Origin of the sequence: Tranquillimonas rosea (genome assembly GCF_900111315.1) — a bacterium.
Lineage (GTDB): Bacteria > Pseudomonadota > Alphaproteobacteria > Rhodobacterales > Rhodobacteraceae > Tranquillimonas > Tranquillimonas rosea.
This window is the reverse complement of record NZ_FOGU01000012.1, coordinates 78,820-94,889: the sequence shown is the minus strand read 5'-3', so window position 1 is coordinate 94,889 and position 16,070 is coordinate 78,820. Positions and strand designations below refer to the sequence as shown.

At 69.2% G+C, this 16,070-nt stretch carries 15 protein-coding genes; 9 read left to right on the top strand and 6 right to left on the bottom strand.

Going from position 1 to position 16,070, the window contains the following annotated elements; translation table 11 throughout:
- Positions 1 to 135 precede the first annotated feature (135 nt).
- The 6 genes from BMZ25_RS17335 to BMZ25_RS17310 all read left to right on the top strand — a co-directional run bounded on the left by BMZ25_RS17335 (position 136) and on the right by BMZ25_RS17310 (position 5,929).
- Entirely contained in the window at positions 136 to 834 is a 699-nt protein-coding gene (locus BMZ25_RS17335) for a glutathione S-transferase (RefSeq protein WP_092695905.1), read from the top strand.
- A gap of 139 nt (positions 835 to 973) precedes the next feature.
- Positions 974 to 2,101, top strand: coding sequence for an aminodeoxychorismate synthase component I (locus BMZ25_RS17330; protein WP_092695904.1), 1,128 nt, complete (start codon positions 974 to 976; stop codon positions 2,099 to 2,101).
- Positions 2,014 to 2,694, top strand: a complete 681-nt coding sequence (locus BMZ25_RS17325; RefSeq protein ID WP_092695903.1) for an aminotransferase class IV family protein — start codon at positions 2,014 to 2,016, stop codon at positions 2,692 to 2,694. Before BMZ25_RS17330 ends, BMZ25_RS17325 begins: the two co-directional genes overlap by 88 nt.
- 189 nt (positions 2,695 to 2,883) lie before the next feature.
- Positions 2,884 to 3,138, top strand: a complete 255-nt coding sequence (locus BMZ25_RS17320; protein WP_235859925.1) for a hypothetical protein — start codon at positions 2,884 to 2,886, stop codon at positions 3,136 to 3,138.
- On the top strand, positions 3,135 to 4,622 hold the full coding sequence (locus BMZ25_RS17315; RefSeq protein WP_092695902.1) for a sulfotransferase: 1,488 nt from the start codon (positions 3,135 to 3,137) through the stop codon (positions 4,620 to 4,622). Before BMZ25_RS17320 ends, BMZ25_RS17315 begins: the two co-directional genes overlap by 4 nt.
- Positions 4,619 to 5,929, top strand: coding sequence for an arylsulfotransferase family protein (locus BMZ25_RS17310; RefSeq protein ID WP_092695901.1), 1,311 nt, complete (start codon positions 4,619 to 4,621; stop codon positions 5,927 to 5,929). The genes BMZ25_RS17315 and BMZ25_RS17310 overlap by 4 nt, the downstream gene beginning before the upstream one ends.
- Positions 5,930 to 5,935: 6 nt before the next feature.
- On the opposite strand, the gene BMZ25_RS17305 is transcribed toward BMZ25_RS17310, so the two are convergent.
- The 4 genes from BMZ25_RS17305 to BMZ25_RS17290 form a co-directional block, all read right to left on the bottom strand.
- Positions 5,936 to 7,543 (bottom strand): OpgD/OpgG family glucan biosynthesis protein, encoded by a 1,608-nt coding sequence (locus BMZ25_RS17305; RefSeq protein WP_235859924.1) that lies wholly within the window; start codon positions 7,541 to 7,543, stop codon positions 5,936 to 5,938.
- A gap of 196 nt (positions 7,544 to 7,739) precedes the next feature.
- Positions 7,740 to 8,741 (bottom strand): hypothetical protein, encoded by a 1,002-nt coding sequence (locus BMZ25_RS17300; RefSeq protein ID WP_092695899.1) that lies wholly within the window; start codon positions 8,739 to 8,741, stop codon positions 7,740 to 7,742.
- Positions 8,742 to 8,947: 206 nt separating this feature from the next.
- Positions 8,948 to 10,069 (bottom strand): alanine dehydrogenase, encoded by a 1,122-nt coding sequence (ald, locus tag BMZ25_RS17295; protein ID WP_092695898.1) that lies wholly within the window; start codon positions 10,067 to 10,069, stop codon positions 8,948 to 8,950.
- 105 nt (positions 10,070 to 10,174) lie between these two features.
- A complete protein-coding gene (locus tag BMZ25_RS17290; RefSeq protein WP_235859923.1) occupies positions 10,175 to 11,215 on the bottom strand; it encodes an AI-2E family transporter in 1,041 nt (346 codons plus the stop codon).
- A gap of 171 nt (positions 11,216 to 11,386) precedes the next feature.
- Here BMZ25_RS17290 and BMZ25_RS17285 point away from each other — a divergent pair, with 171 nt between their 5' ends.
- On the top strand, positions 11,387 to 12,769 hold the full coding sequence (locus tag BMZ25_RS17285) for an enolase C-terminal domain-like protein (protein WP_092695897.1): 1,383 nt from the start codon (positions 11,387 to 11,389) through the stop codon (positions 12,767 to 12,769).
- Positions 12,770 to 12,781: 12 nt separating this feature from the next.
- Here the strand turns inward: BMZ25_RS17285 and phnF are convergent, their stop codons facing one another.
- Positions 12,782 to 13,492, bottom strand: coding sequence for a phosphonate metabolism transcriptional regulator PhnF (gene phnF / locus BMZ25_RS17280; RefSeq protein WP_092695896.1), 711 nt, complete (start codon positions 13,490 to 13,492; stop codon positions 12,782 to 12,784).
- A 139-nt stretch (positions 13,493 to 13,631) separates the two neighbouring features.
- On the opposite strand from phnF, the gene phnN reads away from it, so the two are divergent.
- Positions 13,632 to 14,177 (top strand): phosphonate metabolism protein/1,5-bisphosphokinase (PRPP-forming) PhnN, encoded by a 546-nt coding sequence (gene phnN, locus BMZ25_RS17275; protein ID WP_092695895.1) that lies wholly within the window; start codon positions 13,632 to 13,634, stop codon positions 14,175 to 14,177.
- Here the strand turns inward: phnN and BMZ25_RS17270 are convergent.
- Positions 14,159 to 14,848: a DUF1045 domain-containing protein gene (locus BMZ25_RS17270; protein ID WP_092695894.1), complete on the bottom strand. Its 690-nt coding sequence runs from the start codon at positions 14,846 to 14,848 to the stop codon at positions 14,159 to 14,161. The genes phnN and BMZ25_RS17270 overlap by 19 nt on opposite strands.
- 80 nt (positions 14,849 to 14,928) lie before the next feature.
- On the opposite strand from BMZ25_RS17270, the gene BMZ25_RS17265 reads away from it, so the two are divergent.
- Positions 14,929 to 16,068: an alpha-D-ribose 1-methylphosphonate 5-triphosphate diphosphatase gene (locus BMZ25_RS17265; RefSeq protein ID WP_092695893.1), complete on the top strand. Its 1,140-nt coding sequence runs from the start codon at positions 14,929 to 14,931 to the stop codon at positions 16,066 to 16,068.
- Positions 16,069 to 16,070: the final 2 nt, after the last annotated feature.

Below are 16,070 nucleotides of genomic sequence, written 5' to 3'. Positions count from 1 at the left end.
GCTGCGCGCGTCACGCGGGCGTGACGTCCGACCGGTCGACGGGCGGAAACGTCGGGGGATGTGAACGTGTTAGTCCAAGTGAGGCCGCGCCGAAAGTGCAGCGGCCATTCCGAGCCCGAGCAAGGAGTGCCCCGAATGTCCGATTTCACCGTCTATTACTGGCCCGCGCCCTTTCGCGGAGAGTTTCCGCGCGCGGTCCTGGCTCATGCCGGGGCCGACTGGACCGAGGCCGGCACCGACGCCACGGCCGACATGATGGGCCGCGAGGTGGCCGACCAGCCCGTGCCCTTCATGGCACCACCCTTGATCCACGACTCGAAGCATGGCGTCTACATCTCTGAGATGCCTGCAATTCTCGCCTATCTCGGAGATCGTTTCGGCCTGCTGCCCGCCAACGGCCATCATGCCGCGCTGACGCACAAGATCATCGCCGACAGCAACGACATCCTCGACGAGATTACCTGCGACGGCGGGCGCGAGATGTGGACGGCGGACAAGTGGGCGGAGTACGAGCCGCGCCTCGCCCGGTGGATGCAGATCTTCGAAGAGACCGGCCGGCGTCACGGGCTGACCGCGGACGCCGGGCACATGCTGGGCACAGACGCGCCCGGCCTCGCCGATCTCGTGACCTATTCGCTGTGGTACACGATGACCGACAAGCTGCCACCTCTCGCCGAGCAGCTTGAACAGCACGCCCCCTCGGTGGCCGCGCTCTGCCGGCGCCTCTCCGCGAGCGAGGCGCTCACCCGGCTGCGCGAATGGAGTGACGCAGAGTTCGGCGACATCTACTGTGGCGGCCAGATCGAGGCGTCCCTGCGAGACGTGCTGTCCTGAGCATGGCGGCGGGCGGGTCCACGGTCTCGATCCGACCAAGCCGGATCCGCCGATCCGCCCCGCCGCACAGCGAGTTCCCGGTTGACGTTGCGGGGCGGGCCTATACTGGGACGCGGAACAGCCGCCGGAGCTTCGCCCCATGTCCGTCACCTTCGACCACGGTCCGAACGGCAACCCCGCCGCCTTCCTGCGGCCGGTCGAGATCGTGCGCGCCGACACCCCCGACGAGCTGTTCGCCGCCCTCGAGCGGTTGGACGACGCGCGCCGGCGCGGCCTGTGGAGCGCGGGGTATCTCAGCTACGAGGCCGGCTATTGCTTCGAGCCGCGGCTGGCGCCCCTTCTGCCGGCGGACCGGGCGGTTCCGCTTCTGCTCTTCGGCCTGTTCGAGGGGCCGGAGATGCCTCCGGCCCCGGACGCAGGCGCGACCGGCACGCTGGATCTGGGGCCGCCGCCGGACGAGGAGGGGTACCGAACCGCCTTCGATCGTGTGAGGGATTATATAGGCACCGGCGATGTTTATCAGGTAAACCTCACCTTCCCTCTGAAGGGGCATCTTTCGGGCGATGTCACCTCCGTGGCCGGAACGCTGTCGCGCCGGCAGCCAGTTCCGCATGGCTGCTGTGTCGATCTGGGCGGGCCGGTCGTGCTGTCACGCTCGCCCGAGCAGTTCTTCCGTGTCCGGCCCGACCGCACGATCGAGACGCGGCCGATGAAGGGTACCGTGCCACGTGGGGCGACGCCGGACGAGGACGCGCGCCTTGCCCGCTGGCTGGCCACGTCCGAAAAGAACCTGGCCGAGAACCTGATGATCGTGGACCTGTTGCGCAACGACCTGTCGCGCATCTGCACGACCGGCAGCGTGAAGGTTCCCAGATTGTACGAGATCGAGCCCTACAACACGGTCCACCAGATGACCTCCACCGTGACCGGCGCCCTGCGCGAGGGCCTGTCCCTGCACGACATCTTCGCGGCGCTCTTTCCCTGCGCCTCGGTCACGGGCGCCCCGAAGATCCGCGCGATGGAGATCATCCGGGAACTGGAGCCCGAGCCGCGCAACGCCTATTGCGGCTCGATCGGTTGGATCGCGCCCGACGGGGCGATGTGTTTCAATGTGGCCATCCGCACGCTGCTGGTCGAAGGGACGGGCCGCGTGACGCTCAATGTCGGGGGCGGAATCGTATGGGACAGCGACGCGGGCGAGGAGTACCGGGAAGCTCTCTTGAAGAGCGCCTTCGCGCGGAATGTCCCGCCGACCTCTCCGTCATAGAGACGCTGCGCTTCGAGCCGGCGGACGGAATCGCCCTGCTGCCCCACCACCTCGAGCGACTGACCCGGACATGCCGTCTTCTTGAGATCCCGCTCGACCCCGATGCGGCCCATGCGGCCCTGCGCGCCGAACGGCATGACACGGCCCGCCGCCTGCGGCTGACGGTAACGACGGCCGGCGACGTGGCCGTCACCGCGCACCCCCTGCCTCCGACAAAGGACGTCTGGCATCTCGCGCTGTCGGACACGCCGGTGCGCTCTGACGATCCGTGGCTGCGGGTCAAGACCTCACGCCGGGCCCTCTACGACGCGGCACGCGCCGCTCTGCCCGACGGAATCGACGAGATGATCTTTCTCAACGAGCGCCAGGAGGTCGCCGAGGGTGCGATCACCTCGGTGTTCGTCGAACGGGCGGGCGCGCTGATCACACCGCCGTTGGAGAGCGGGTGCCTGCCCGGCGTCCTGCGCGCGCAGCTTTTGCAGTCGGGCCGCGCCCGCGAGGTCGTCCTCGCGGCGGAAGACCTGCGGAACGCGGACCGCCTGTTCGTCGGCAACGCGCTGCGCGGCCTCGTTCCCGCGATGCTGACCGGCTGAGCACGCGGCTCCGATCGGAAGAGGGCTGCCGGTCCCGGGCGCCCTGTTGCGCCGATTCAGGCCTATCCTTGGCACGATCCCGCCGCCTCCCGCGCTCGCTTTGGCGGCGCGCCGCCCGCCTGTGGGGGCCGCCCTATGAAGACGGCGCCGGGTGCCTAACATTCCGTCGAGCAATCTATGGAGACTGCCATGAGGAACTGCATCCCCAAATTTCGCACCGCCCTGCTCGCGGTATCCGGCGGCCTCGTGCCGCTCGCCCCCGTTGCCGCACAGGCCTATGTCGGGCCCGGCGCCGGGCTCACCGCCATCGGCACGATGATCGCGCTGATCGCCGCGCTGTTGCTCGCCGTGGTCGGCTTCGTCTGGTACCCGATCAAGCGGCTGATGCGCAGCCGCAAGGCGCCGAACGATCCGGCCGCCAGGACCACCGGACCCCGCCAATGACGGTTCTCGCGCTGCTGCTGGGGCTCGTCGCCTTCGTGGCAGTGCTTCATGTCCTGCGCGCGCAGCAACTCGCCGGTAACGCTGTGCGCACGGCGCAATCCGCCATCGGCACGATCGCGGACCCCGAGCTTGGCGACGACGAGAAGGAGGCGCGCGTGCGCCGCGCCTCGCTGTCGCTGCTGGGCAGCTTCGCCGCCATCGCCGGCACCGGGATCGCCGCCTGCGGGGCGGCCGCCCTAATGGTCTGGGGTGGGGCAGCGCTCGACCTCTACGACCTCGGCGCGGCGATGGACACGGCGCTCGGCTGGCCATTCATCCTGGGCTCTTGCGTGGTGGCCGTGGCGCTCTGGCTGGTGCTGTCGCGCCGCACGCGGGCGGCCGAGACCGGCGACCGCGAAGAGGTGCCCTACGACCCGCTCGACAAGGCGCTGCACAACTACGCCTTCGCCTCTCCCGACCGGCAGCGGCGGCTCGGAGAGGTCGAGACACGGCTCTACCGCCGCCGCATCGACACCGACGCAGCGGCCCGCCCGGTCTTCATCACCTCGCTGCCGCGAGCCGGGACGACGATCCTGCTGGAGACGCTGTCCGGCGCGCCGGACTTCGCCTCGGCCACCTACCGGCACATGCCCTTCACCCTCGCCCCGCTGCTCTGGGGCGGCTTCTCGCGCGTGTTCCGCAAGAGCGGCACGCGTGCCGAGCGCGCCCACGGGGACGGGATCGACGTTGGCATCGACAGCCCCGAGGCGTTCGAGGAGATGCTGTGGATGACCTTCTGGCCCGGTCATTACGCGGGCTGCACCATCCAGCCGTGGAGCGCCGACGAGCGCGATGAGGCGTTCGAGTCGTTCTTCCGCACGCACATGGCCAAGATCGTCGCCAGCCGCCCCGGCGCGACACGCTATGTCTCGAAGAACAACGCCAACATCGCGCGGCTGCCGCTGCTGCACACGCTGTTCCCCGACGCCACGTTGCTGATCCCGGTGCGTGATCCCTGGTCGCAGACGGAGTCCCTGCTGCGCCAGCACCGCCGCTTTGCCGATCTGCATGCGCGCGAACCCTTCGCGCGGCAATACATGCAGGGGATCGGGCATTTCGAGTTCGGCGAGGCGCTCAAGCCCATCGCCTTTCCCGGCGGCCCCCATGACCAGAGCGGCGCGGACACGCCCGAGTTCTGGCTGCGCTACTGGGTCGACGCCTACGAACACGTCCTGGCCACCGCGCCGCCGAACGCGGTTTTCGTCGATCACGACGCGCTGTGCCGCGCGCCCGACCGTCACCTCGCGCTTCTGGCCGATAAGCTCGGGATGGACGATTCCCGGCCGCTGACGGGAATGGCCGGCACCCTGCGCGCCCCGCGGCCGGTGCCCGAACCCTCGGACGTGCCCGCCACGCTGATGACGCGGGCCGACGACGTCTATGCCGAGCTGCGCCGCCGCGCCATCGGCCACACCCCGGTGCTGAAGGACGCCACCGCTTCATGAACAGACGCTTCTCCGACCTGCTGGCCCCGGCGGCCTTCCTCGTTTCGCTGGTGGTCATCGCGACCGTCTACGGCACTTTCGCGGCATGGCGCGGCTGGTTTCCCGCGCCGCAGATCGGGCTGGCGCACCGGACGCTGACGGACCTGTCGAAGAACTGGAAGAACGACTTCGCGCTCGAACCGACGCGCCACCTGGTCAGGCCCGACGACAACGACACGCCCCCCGATCCGGACCGGGGATTCGCCGTCCGGATCGAGGACGCCTCGGCGTCAGGCTATACGCTCGTGACGGGCCTGAGCGAGCGGCAGGACGAGTCGGTGCACGTGGTGCGGCTGTTCGACGACGCGGGTCAGGAGATACACCGCTGGCCCATCCGCTATGGCCAGTTCGACCCCGACCGCCAGCCGCAGAACGTCATGCTGCACGGGATGGAGGTGTTCGAGGACGGCTCTCTCGCCGTGACCTTCGATGCCGGCAATGCGATCGCCCGCGTCGATGCCTGCGGGGCGCCGATGTGGGTGACGAACGGCAGCTATCACCACGCGATCACCCGTGACGGAACCGGGCAGCTGCTGACATGGAAGGGCGACGAGATTGCCTGGATCGACGCCGAGACGGGGGACGAGCTGCGGACCCTGTCGCTTACCGACGACATCATCCCCGCCCGCGACGGCGAACAGCGCGCCTATTTCGACATCCGAACGCGCACGCCCGAGGATGCCGACGAAGAGATGACATACCTCGCGGACCCCTTCCACCCCAACGACGCCGAACCGCTGCGCGCCGAGATGGCCGACGCCTTCCCCATGTTCGAGGCCGGAGACGTGCTGATCAGCCTGCGCGAGCTGAACCTCGTCGCGGTTGTCGATCCCGAGAGCGGTGCGCTGAAATGGTGGCATCACGGGCCCTGGATCAAGCAGCACGATCCCGATTTTCAGCCTGACGGCACGATCACCGTGTTCGACAACGGCACCGATACCGGGCGGTCGCTGATCCGCCGCATCGACCCCGCAGACGACAGCCTGAGCGTCGATTTCGCGGGCAGCGAGGCGCTGCCGTTCTACACTTGGCGGCGCGGCAAGCACCAGTTCCTGCCCAACGGCAACATCCTTCTGACAGAGGCCGAGCACGGACGCGCGCTCGAGGTCGATCCCGAGGGCCGGCTGGTGTGGGAGCGGCACATGCCGTGGGACGAAACGCAGAACCTCATCATCACCGAGGCGCGCAACGTGCCCGCGGACTTCTTCCGCAACGGCCCGCCGACCTGCGAGCAGGCCGAGGAGATCGCGGACGCCTCGGGCGACTGAGGCCCGTCAGGCGCGCGACTCCAGCAACCGCCGCAATTGCGACGGAAAGAGCTGCATGATCCACGTCTCGGTCTTGGCGTCGTTCTCGTGCGAGACAAACATCCGCAGGTCGATCGGGGCGTCGTCGTCCTCGGGGATCTCCGAGAAGTCGAGGTCGAACATCGCACGCCAGTAGTCCGCGTCGACGACGGGATAGGCGGCAGTGTTGACGGTCTCCCCGCGCGAGGCCTCGACGTTCACCTTGACCCCATCGTCGCGCGCCAGGTCCTCGAGCCCGCGGTTCTCGAAATCGCAGACGATCTTCACCACGCCTTCGGGCCGCGGCTGGCCGGGAATGCCGCCGGCCCCGATCCGGGTGGCCAGAAACCGCGCGGCCACCGGAGGCACCGGGTTGTCGCGCACCCAGTGCAGCCGATAGCGGATGTCGTGCTCGGATCCTGCCGTGGCGGGCTTGTCGGGCCGCCAGAAGGCGACGATGTTGTCGTGGATCTCGTCGTCGGTCGGCAGCTCGATCAGCATGACCTCGCCGTCGCCCCAATCCTCGGCCGGCTCGACCCATGCGCTCGCGCGTTTTTCGTAGAAGACGCCGTCGTCCAGATACTGATCGAAATCGCGCTCGCGCTGCATCAGACCGAAACCGCGCGCCCCGCTGACGCCGAAGGCGTTGGTCATGATCCGAGGCGGGTTGTTCAACGGGCGCCATATCCGCTCGCCGTTCCCGGTATGCACCTCCAGTCCGTCGGAATCGTGCACCTCGGGCCGCCAGTCGGGAGCGACGTCGTCGTTGTGCTTGCCGAACCAGAACATCGAGGTCAGCGGCGCCACACCCAGACGCTCGACGTCACCGCGCAGGAAGACCTTCGCCTCAATGTCCTGGATCACGCCATCCTCCCGGCGCGAGGCGATCCGGTAGGCGCCAGTGGCGCGGGGGCTTTCCAGAAGCGCGTACGACACGAGATCGCTGCCCTCTCCGGGCTCCAGCCAGAACCGGGTGAAGCGCGGAAACTCCTCCGGCCCACCCGGAACCGCGGTGTCCAGAGCAAGGCCCCGCGCCGACAGGCCGAACTGCCCACTGTAACCGGCGGTGCGGAAATACGACGCTCCGAGGAACGCCAGCCAGTCGGCGTCCATCTCCTGATCCATGACACGGAACCCGGCGAATCCGCGCGTGTCGCTCAGCTGGCGGGCGGGGTGATCTTCGGGAAAGCGGAACAGGTCGGGCGAGAACGGAATCTCCCGCGCCATGCCGTCGGACACCGCGTAGATATGCACCGGCTCCTTGAAATAACGGCCGGGGAAGAAGAACCGTACCGGCGGCGCGGTGTCGTTCGCGCTCCACAGTGTCGCGTTCTCGCGGTACTGGATCTGGTTGTGCCGGTCATAGTCGATCCGCTCGAGGATATCGGGCTCGCGCGGCTTCATCGGGATGAACTGATGGGTCGACAGCGTGCGGGCGTCCTCGATCAGGCGGTCGAAGGAAAAGGGATGCGCCTCTCCGGCCATCTCCATCGGCGTCTCCGCCTGCGCGCGGGCGGCCTCGGGCAGCAGGTAGAAGGCGCCCGTCGACAGCGCGGCACCCAGGAACGCCCGGCGGCTGGGACTGATCTCGGTCACGGCAAACCTCGTTCGCATTGTATGTCTCCACGCGCGGGAGGATGGCCCCTGCGCCGCCGGGAACAAATCACGCGCCCGTGCGACCGGCCGCTTTGGCAAGCGCCCGCCAAACAGGCGGGCAAAGCGAACGGTTTTACGCCGATGCACCGTCGCAGCCGCCTGAAAAAGCGGCACCGGTCGCCGGCGCAGGTGACGCTCAGAATTTCTGATCTAGGTAGAGCCCGATACCGACATTGCTCTGCCGGTCGCCGCCCAGCCCGTCGACGAAGGTGCTGATCCGCGTCTCGCTGCCCGCGCTGTCGGAATGGCGCAGGCCCAGGTCGACCCGGCCATAGGACAAATCCTCGAGCTCTCGATCGCGTTCGGCACGAGACAGATGCCCGGTGAGGCCGCCGACGAGTTCGAGCCCGCGGTCCGCGGCGCCGATCGGACGCGAGAAATCCAGACCGACCTCGGACTTGATCACGCTGATCGCTTCGGACGCTTGGGCGGGGGCGCTGTAGACCGGGGAGTAGCCGCTGAGATGGCCGAACTTCAGATGCGGCAACAGCGTCATCCCCGGCAGCTGGACCGAGCCCGTCACGCCCAGCGTCAGGATCGAGCGGAACGCGGAATAACTCTGCGCCGTCCCGCTGGCCCCGGCGCTGATCCGCCCCGTACCCAACAGGAGAGAGCCCGAGAATACAAGAGGTTGGCCGCCGTGCTTCATCACGACATAGGGCCCGGCCATCCAGTCCTCTCGCTTCAGCCGGACCGAGTCGCGCGTGCCCGCGCGGCGGTCCGACTGTATCATGCCGCCGATCCTGAGGTTCTTCTGACGGTAGAAATGCCCGCCGATCTCGGTGTGGAACGAGCGGCTGCCCGAGGTCTCGCCCGATGACCACTCGCCCTCGGCGCGTACCCAGATCGGCCATTCGTGGCGGGAGCTGAACTGGAAGCGTCCCGATCCCGACACCGCCTCGGCCTCGAAGCGCCCGCCCCCGCTTCCAAGGAACGGCGGCAGCGCCGGCTGCGCGGCCAGCAGCGCCTCGCCCCGCGACAGGGCCGCCTCGGGCAGCACGCCAATGGTGACCGGCGCCGTGGGATCGGACGCCGCGACGTTGTGCACGAGGTCCTGCGCCGTGCCTTCGGGCACGCCGACACCGGCCAGCGCCGCGGCCAGAAGCGGCGCGTATGCGACGGTCGCGAGGGCGGTCATGGCGACACTCCGTGCGGTGGCTCGGCGGGTCCGGGACCGGCCGGCCCGCTGGGGCAACGCCGGACCGATCCGCACGGCGCCACCTATGCCTGCAACCGCCGCGTGTCACGCCGTGCCCGAAAATCGTGAAGCCCCGCCGACCCGGATGCCGCACGATCCGGCATCCGGGCACCGCCCTGCCGGTCGTGCGGGCAGCTGTTGGCCGGTCAGGCCGCGCCCAGGATCGCCTCGGGCTCGGCAGTGGGCCCCTCGACAGAGGCGGCGACGGCGGCGTGGGTCAGCTTGCCGTCGGCGACGTTGAGCCCGGCCCGGAGATGCGGGTTGTCGCGCAGCGCCGCCCGCCACCCGGCGTCCGAGATCGCCAGCACATGCGGCAGGGTCACGTTGTTCAGCGCATAGGTGCTGGTCCGCGCGACCGCGCCGGGCATATTGGCCACGCAGTAATGCACGATCCCCTCGACGGTGTAGGTCGGATCATCGTGGGTCGTCGCCTGCGATGTCTCGAAGCAGCCGCCTTGGTCGATCGCCACGTCGACCAGCACCGCCCCGGGCTTCATTGTAGCGAGGTGCCGCTTCTGCACGAGTTTCGGCGCGGCGGCCCCCGGCACCAGCACGGCACCGATAACCAGATCCGCGCGTTCGATCTCGTCCTCCAAGTTCATGGCGCTTGCAAAGCGTGTCCCGGCGCGGGATTCGAAATGGTGCGACAACCGCTCCAGCACGTCGGGGTTGCGATCCAGGATCGTGGTCCGCGCGCCCAGGCCGACGGCCATCTGCGCGGCATTGAACCCCACGACGCCGCCGCCGATCACCGTCACGTGCGCTGGCGTCACGCCGGGCACGCCACCCAGCAGCATGCCCCGCCCCCCGCGCGGCGTCTCCAGCGCCGTCGCGCCCGCCTGCACCGACAGGCGGCCCGCGACCTGGCTCATGGGCTTGAGCAGCGGCAGCCCGCCGCCCGGCGCGGTCACAGTCTCGTAGGCGATACAGATCGCGCCCGAGGCCATAAGGTCCTTCGCCTGCTGCGGATCGGGGGCGAGGTGCAGGTAGGTGAACAGGATCTGCCCCTCGCGCAGCAACTTGCGCTCGTCCGCCTGAGGCTCCTTCACCTTCACGATCATCTCCGCGCCGGCAAAGACCTCTTCGGCGGTGTCGGCGATGGCGCCGCCCGCGGTGACGTAGTCCGCGTCGCTCGCGCCGATCCCTGCGCCCGCGCCGCTCTGGACCATCACCTCGTGGCCGTGACGGACACATTCCGCGATGCTTTCGGGGGTCAGGCCGACCCGGTATTCGTGGTTCTTGATCTCCTTCGGAACGCCGATCCGCATTCTCTGGTCCTTTCCTGTCACAGTCTCCTCCGGCCGACGGAGTCGGCCCCTGCACGGTCATCGTGTCCGAGTTTGCGTCCGGTTACGAGCCCTGTCGCGGCGGCCTCAGACCTCGCCGCTGGCCGACAGCATCACCGCCGCGGGCCGGGTCTCGTCGATCTCGGCCAGCACGATGATGAGGCTTGCGGTCAGCGGGACCGCCAGGATCGCCCCGGCGATGCCCCAAAGCCCGCCCCAGAACGCCAGCGCAAGAAGCACGACCACGGGACTGAGGTTAAAGCGCCGTCCCATCAGCCGTGGTTCCAGGACCGCGCCGACATAGACCTGCGCGGTGGTCAGCAGAACCAGCGCCAGCACGGCGAACCCGATCGAACCCGACTGCACCAGGCTCAGCACGACGGGAAAGACGACGCCGATGAGCGAGCCGAAATACGGGATGTAATTGAGAAAGGCGATCAACACCGCCCAGAACGGGGCAAACTCGATCCCGATCGCCCACATCAGCGCATAGGACAGCAAGCCGAGGACGACGTTCACGAAGGTCTTCACGAGGAGATAGTCGCTGACCCGGACGTTGATCCGGTTGATCAGCGCGACCGCCTGCTCGCCCTGTTGGGAGCCGCCAAGCGCAATCCCCAGCTTCTTGGCAAAATGCAGCCGCTCGGCGAAGAAGAACGACGCGTAGAGCACGATGAGAAACAGCGTCACACCGAAATTGCGGATCGAGTTGACCAGAGGCGCGATGAAGCGCATGGCGTCGAACCGACCCAGCGTCGCGTCGCGGACGATCTCCCAGTTCGGTTCGTCCTCGATGCCGAACATCTGCGCCACCTGCCCGACCAGCACGTCGAGATTGCGCTCGTACCCCGGCAGCGCGGCCGCGACGCGGGCGAAATTGGTGATGATGAGAACGAAGATCAGCGCCAGCGCCAGCGTGAACGCCAGAAGGACCATGACACGCAACAGCCATTCCGGCGCCCTCCGCAGCACCGTGAAGCTGCCCAGGAAGGTCGCCGCCGCCGACAGGACGTAGAGAGATACCACCGCCGCGATGACCGGCACCAGCAGATCCTTCCCGATCCACAAGAGCCAGCCCAGCATGATCGCCAGAAGCGTGCCGTAGGTGACGGTCGACAGGCGCATCATCGACGCGCCCGGAGTGTCGCGGCTCTCTGTCGGCTCGGCATCTTTGATCCCCTTGCTACGGGTTGGGCCGCGTGCCTGTTTACACGGCCCCGCGCCGCACTTCCATCACCCGGCGCATTGACAGCCTTCCTCCTCTGCCACAACCTACCACAAGGTAACAAGGCGAGGAGAATGCCCGTGGAGCTTCGGATCGAGTCCGTGCAGGTCAGCGAACGTCCGGTCGAGATGCGGCTGCCCTTTCAGTTCGGCAGCACGGAGGTGCGGCGCACCGCCGAAGCCTATGCCGAGGTCACCGCGGTCGTCGGATCGTCCGAGATTCGCGGCGTGTCGGCGCAGCTCATGGTGCCGCGCTGGTTCGACAAGCGGCACGACCAGACCAACGACGACACGATCGACACCCTGCGCCGCACGGTGATCGAAGCGGCGCGTCTGGCCGGCGGGCAATCCGGCACCGTTGCCGCCCTGTCGCGCGGGCTGCGGCAGGCGGTGCCCGGCGCCCTGCCCGCCGGCACGCCGGCCCTTGCCGCCGGCTTCGGTCCCGCGCTGATCGAGATGGCGCTGATCGACGCCGCCTGCCGCGCGGCCGGCCGGACCTTTGCCGAAGCCGCGAAGGGCGACCTCTTCGGCATGGCCGACCTGGCCCCGCCCGACATCGCGGCCGACGCCCTGCGCCACCATCTGGGAGGCGTGGTCGAGCCCGGCCGCATCGAGTTGCGCCACACGATCGGCTTCGACGCGCCCCTGTTCACGGCGGACGTGACCGGCGGGCCGGAAGACGGGCTTCCCGTCTCGGTCGAGGAGGTGATCGCGCGGAATGGTCTCAAGGCGTTCAAGATCAAGCTGAAGGGCGACCCCGACCGTGACCTCGCGCGCCTGCGCGACATTGCCGGCCTCATCGACACGCTGGGCACCTACCGCGTCACGCTCGACGCGAACGAGCAATACGCCCCGGACGCCTTCACGGCCTTCCTCGCCGGGCTGAAGGGCGACGCTGCCCTGCACCGGCTGCGCGAGGCCACCGCCTTTGTCGAACAGCCCTTCGACCGGCAGACCGCGCGCGAGACGCACGCCGGGGCCTACGACCTGCCCCTCGTGATCGACGAGAGCGACGACTCGGACGACGCTCTGGAGGAGGCCCGCGCGAACGGCTGGGCCGGAACCTCGATCAAGAGCTGCAAGGGCGTCCTGCGCGCGCTTCTGAACTACGCCCGCACCCGCGAAGCGGGCGGCCTGCTGTCGGGCGAGGACCTGACATGTCAGCCGGGTCTGTGCTGGCAACAGGACACGACCATGGCGGCCGCCGTCGGCGTGGCGGATGTCGAGCGGAACGGGCACCACTTCGCCGGCGGCATGCAGGGTGCACCGGCGGCCGAGATTTCCGACGCCTGCACCCGGTTTCCCGGTCTCTACCGCGTGCAGGGGGAACGTCCCGCGCTGGCGATCTCGGACGGCGGCGTCGACATCCGCGCGCTGGCCCAGCCGGGTTTCGGCCAGAGCGATCACATCGACACCCGCGCCAACCGGCCCGTGTCGCTGGCGGCGAAAGCCGACTGATCCCGCGGTCGGTCAGTCCGGCGCGACGGTCAGGCTGACCCGATCCGCCGCGAACCAGGTGCGGCCGATCTCGATCGGCCGGCCCTCGGGATCGACGTTCACGCTGTCGGTCCGCAGCACCGGGTCACCCGGCGAGATCCGCAACAATCCCGCCTGCGTCGCCGTCGCGAGCTTGGCCGTCACACGGGTCGAGGCGCGCGTGTAGTCCGCGATCCCCTCGGCGGCGAGCGCCTCGGTCACGGATCCCGTCGCGTCCAGCCGGTCCAGCAGCCCCGGCAGGCGCCCCGCCGGAAAGACGCTGCGGAACAGGGCGATCGGCACGCCGTCGGCCGACGAGAGCCCCTCGTAGACATGCACCTCGTCCCCGTCCTCCAGTTCAAGAAGCTGCTGCTCGCCCGCGTTGGGGCGCCGGGTCTCGCGCCGCAGGATGCGCTTGTCGGGCATCTGTCCCGCCGCCCGCAACGTCTGGTGAAAGCGCACCCGGCGCCCCAGCGGATACTCCGTCGGGCGGGCCGACACGAACACCCCGGCCCCGCGCCGCGCATGGGTCAGCCCCTGCCCCTGCAGTTCGGACAGCGCCCGGCGGACGGTATGGCGGTTGACGCCGAACCGCAGCGCGAGGTCCGCCTCGGTCGGCAACCGGTCGCCCGGCCGGTACTGGCCGCCGGCGATCTCGGCGGTCAGGGTCTGTGCGATGGTGGTCCAGACGGCAGTGCGGGTCATCGGCTTTGCAGGTCTTGCAGAGTGTGGGTGGGCGGCGTATTGATTTGTCTAGTTGTATAGATTCTTTAGGACGCGGGACAATGAATAAAGTCCTTACAACCCTTCAGGAAGACGCCGGATCCCGCCGGGCAGGCGGAGAATGAGCCCCGGACACCTCTTTGCCGTGGCGGGCCCCTCGGGCGCCGGAAAGGACACGCTGATGGCGGCGGCCCGTCGGCGGCGTCCCGATCTGGTCATCGTCCGGCGCGTCATCACCCGCCCATCCGGCGCCACCGGCGAGCCGCACGAGGGGGTGAGCGAGGCCGAGTTCGCCCGCCGCCGCGCCGCCGGTGACTTCGCGCTCTGGTGGGAGGCGCACGGGCTGCGCTACGGCATCCCCGCCACGATCCGCGATGACCTGGGCGCGGGGCGGACTGTGCTGTTCAACGCCTCCCGCAGGATCCTCGCCACGGCGGGCCGGCAGTTTCCGGGCCTCGTCGTGCTGCACGTCACCGCGCCCGACGCGCTGCGGGCGGAGCGGCTTGCCGCGCGGGGCCGCGAATCCGCCGCCGAGATCGGCGCAAGGCTGGACCGATCCGACCTGACGATGCCCGATGGCGTGCCGGTCCGCCGGATCGTCAACGATGGCGGCGTCGAGGACGGTGCCGAGCGCCTTCTCGCCGCGCTTCAGCCGGCGAGGGCGTAGCGATGCAGCAGGTGGAACCGCCCGTCCGACGCCTCGCCGAAGAGACACAGGTGGTCGACGCGGAAGGGACGCGGCACCGCTGGCATCAAGGCGGGCGCCAGCGCGGTCTCGACGCTGAACAGCTCTTCGCGGTGCAGCGGCCCGGTCAGCGTCATGTGAAAGCGGAACGCCTCCATCACGTGAGGATAGCCCCACGCGTCGAGCAGCGCGCGCCGGGTCTCGTCCAACTGGTCGGGATTGCGGCGCGCGATCTCTTCCTTCGTCAGCGGCGCGCGCAGCGCGTTGGTCTCGCGCACCACCGCGGCGGCCATCTCGTCCAGCGGAGTGCTGTCGCCGTGGGGCACCAGCGCCAGGAACCGGCCGAGCCGCCCCATCCGCAGTGCCGGGATCTCGGCGGGCGGGATGCGGCGCGCCATCTCTTCGAGCTGCGCGTCGATCGCGGGCAGGTCCAATCCCTCGGCCGGCCGGAAGGGCGCGCGGATCGTGCCGTGGAAACCGTATTTGCGCGGCGTCTCGGTCACCTCCTCGGCGGGCCGTGGCAGGCCCGGCAGATCGGGATGCGGCCGCTCGGTGCCCTCGGCGGGATCCCATCCCAGCCAGCGCGCGGTAAAATCTGCGAACGGCCCCGGAGACGGGGCAACGAACACGGCGAAACGGGTCCAGTCAGTCATGGGGGCGTGCGTACCGTCCGGCTGCCAATGGTTCCACCCGAACCTCGACTCTCGCCCCGCCAAACACAAGGAGGGCAGTGATGTCCGAAGCCATCCTCGCCAACGCCAATCTCGTCCTGCCGGACCGCATGTTGCGCGGCGCCGTTACGCTCCGCGACGGACGGATCGCCGACATCGCCGAGGGCAGCGCGGCACCTGCGGGCACCGTGGATTGCGGCGGCGACCTGGTGATGCCGGGGCTGATCGAGCTGCACACCGACAACCTCGAACGGCACATCCAGCCGCGTCCCAAGGTCGACTGGCCCCACGCCAACGCCATCGTCGCCCATGACGCCGAGCTTGCCTCGGTCGGCATCACCACGGTGTTCGATGCCCTGCGGGTGGGCTCGATCCCCGGCGGCCAGCGCCACGAAAAGGCCTATGCCCGCGATCTGGCGACAGAGCTGGTGCAGATGCGCGACGCGCACGGGCTGCGGATCAGCCACTTCCTGCACCTGCGGGCCGAGATCTGTTCAGAGACGCTGGTGGACGAGCTTGCGTCCTTCTCGGCCGGGGACCGGGTCGGACTGGTCAGCCTGATGGATCACACGCCCGGCCAGCGGCAGTTCCGCGATCTGTCGAAGCTCAAGACCTACGCGATGTCGAAGAACGGCATGACCGAGGACCAGTTCACCGAACACGTCGCGCAGCTGCGGTCGGTGCGCGAGCGTTTCGGTGCCACGCACGAGGACGTCGCCGTGGCCGAGGCGCGGCGGCTGGGCGCGATCCTGGCCAGCCACGACGACACCACGCCCGAACAGGCCGATCAATCCGCCGAGCGCGGCGTGCGTCTGGCCGAGTTTCCCACCACGCGCGAGGCGGCCGAGGCGCTGCGGACCCACGGCATCGCGGTGATGATGGGGGCGCCGAACCTCGTGCGGGGCGGATCGCATTCCGGCAACGTCGCCGCGTCGGAGCTGGCAGCGGACGGGCTGCTGGATATCGTGTCGTCCGATTACGTGCCGGCCGCCCTGCTGATGGCCGCGGTGATGCTGGGCGATCTCTGGGACGACCTTCCGCGCGGCATCGCCACCGTGACCCGCGCGCCCGCGGACGCCGCCAACCTGCCCGATCGCGGCCGGATCGAGGCCGGCGCGCGGGCCGACCTGATCCGGGTGTCGCGGTGGGCGGGCACGCCGATGGTGCGCGAGACCTGGGTGCGCGGCCGTCGCGTCGCCTGACG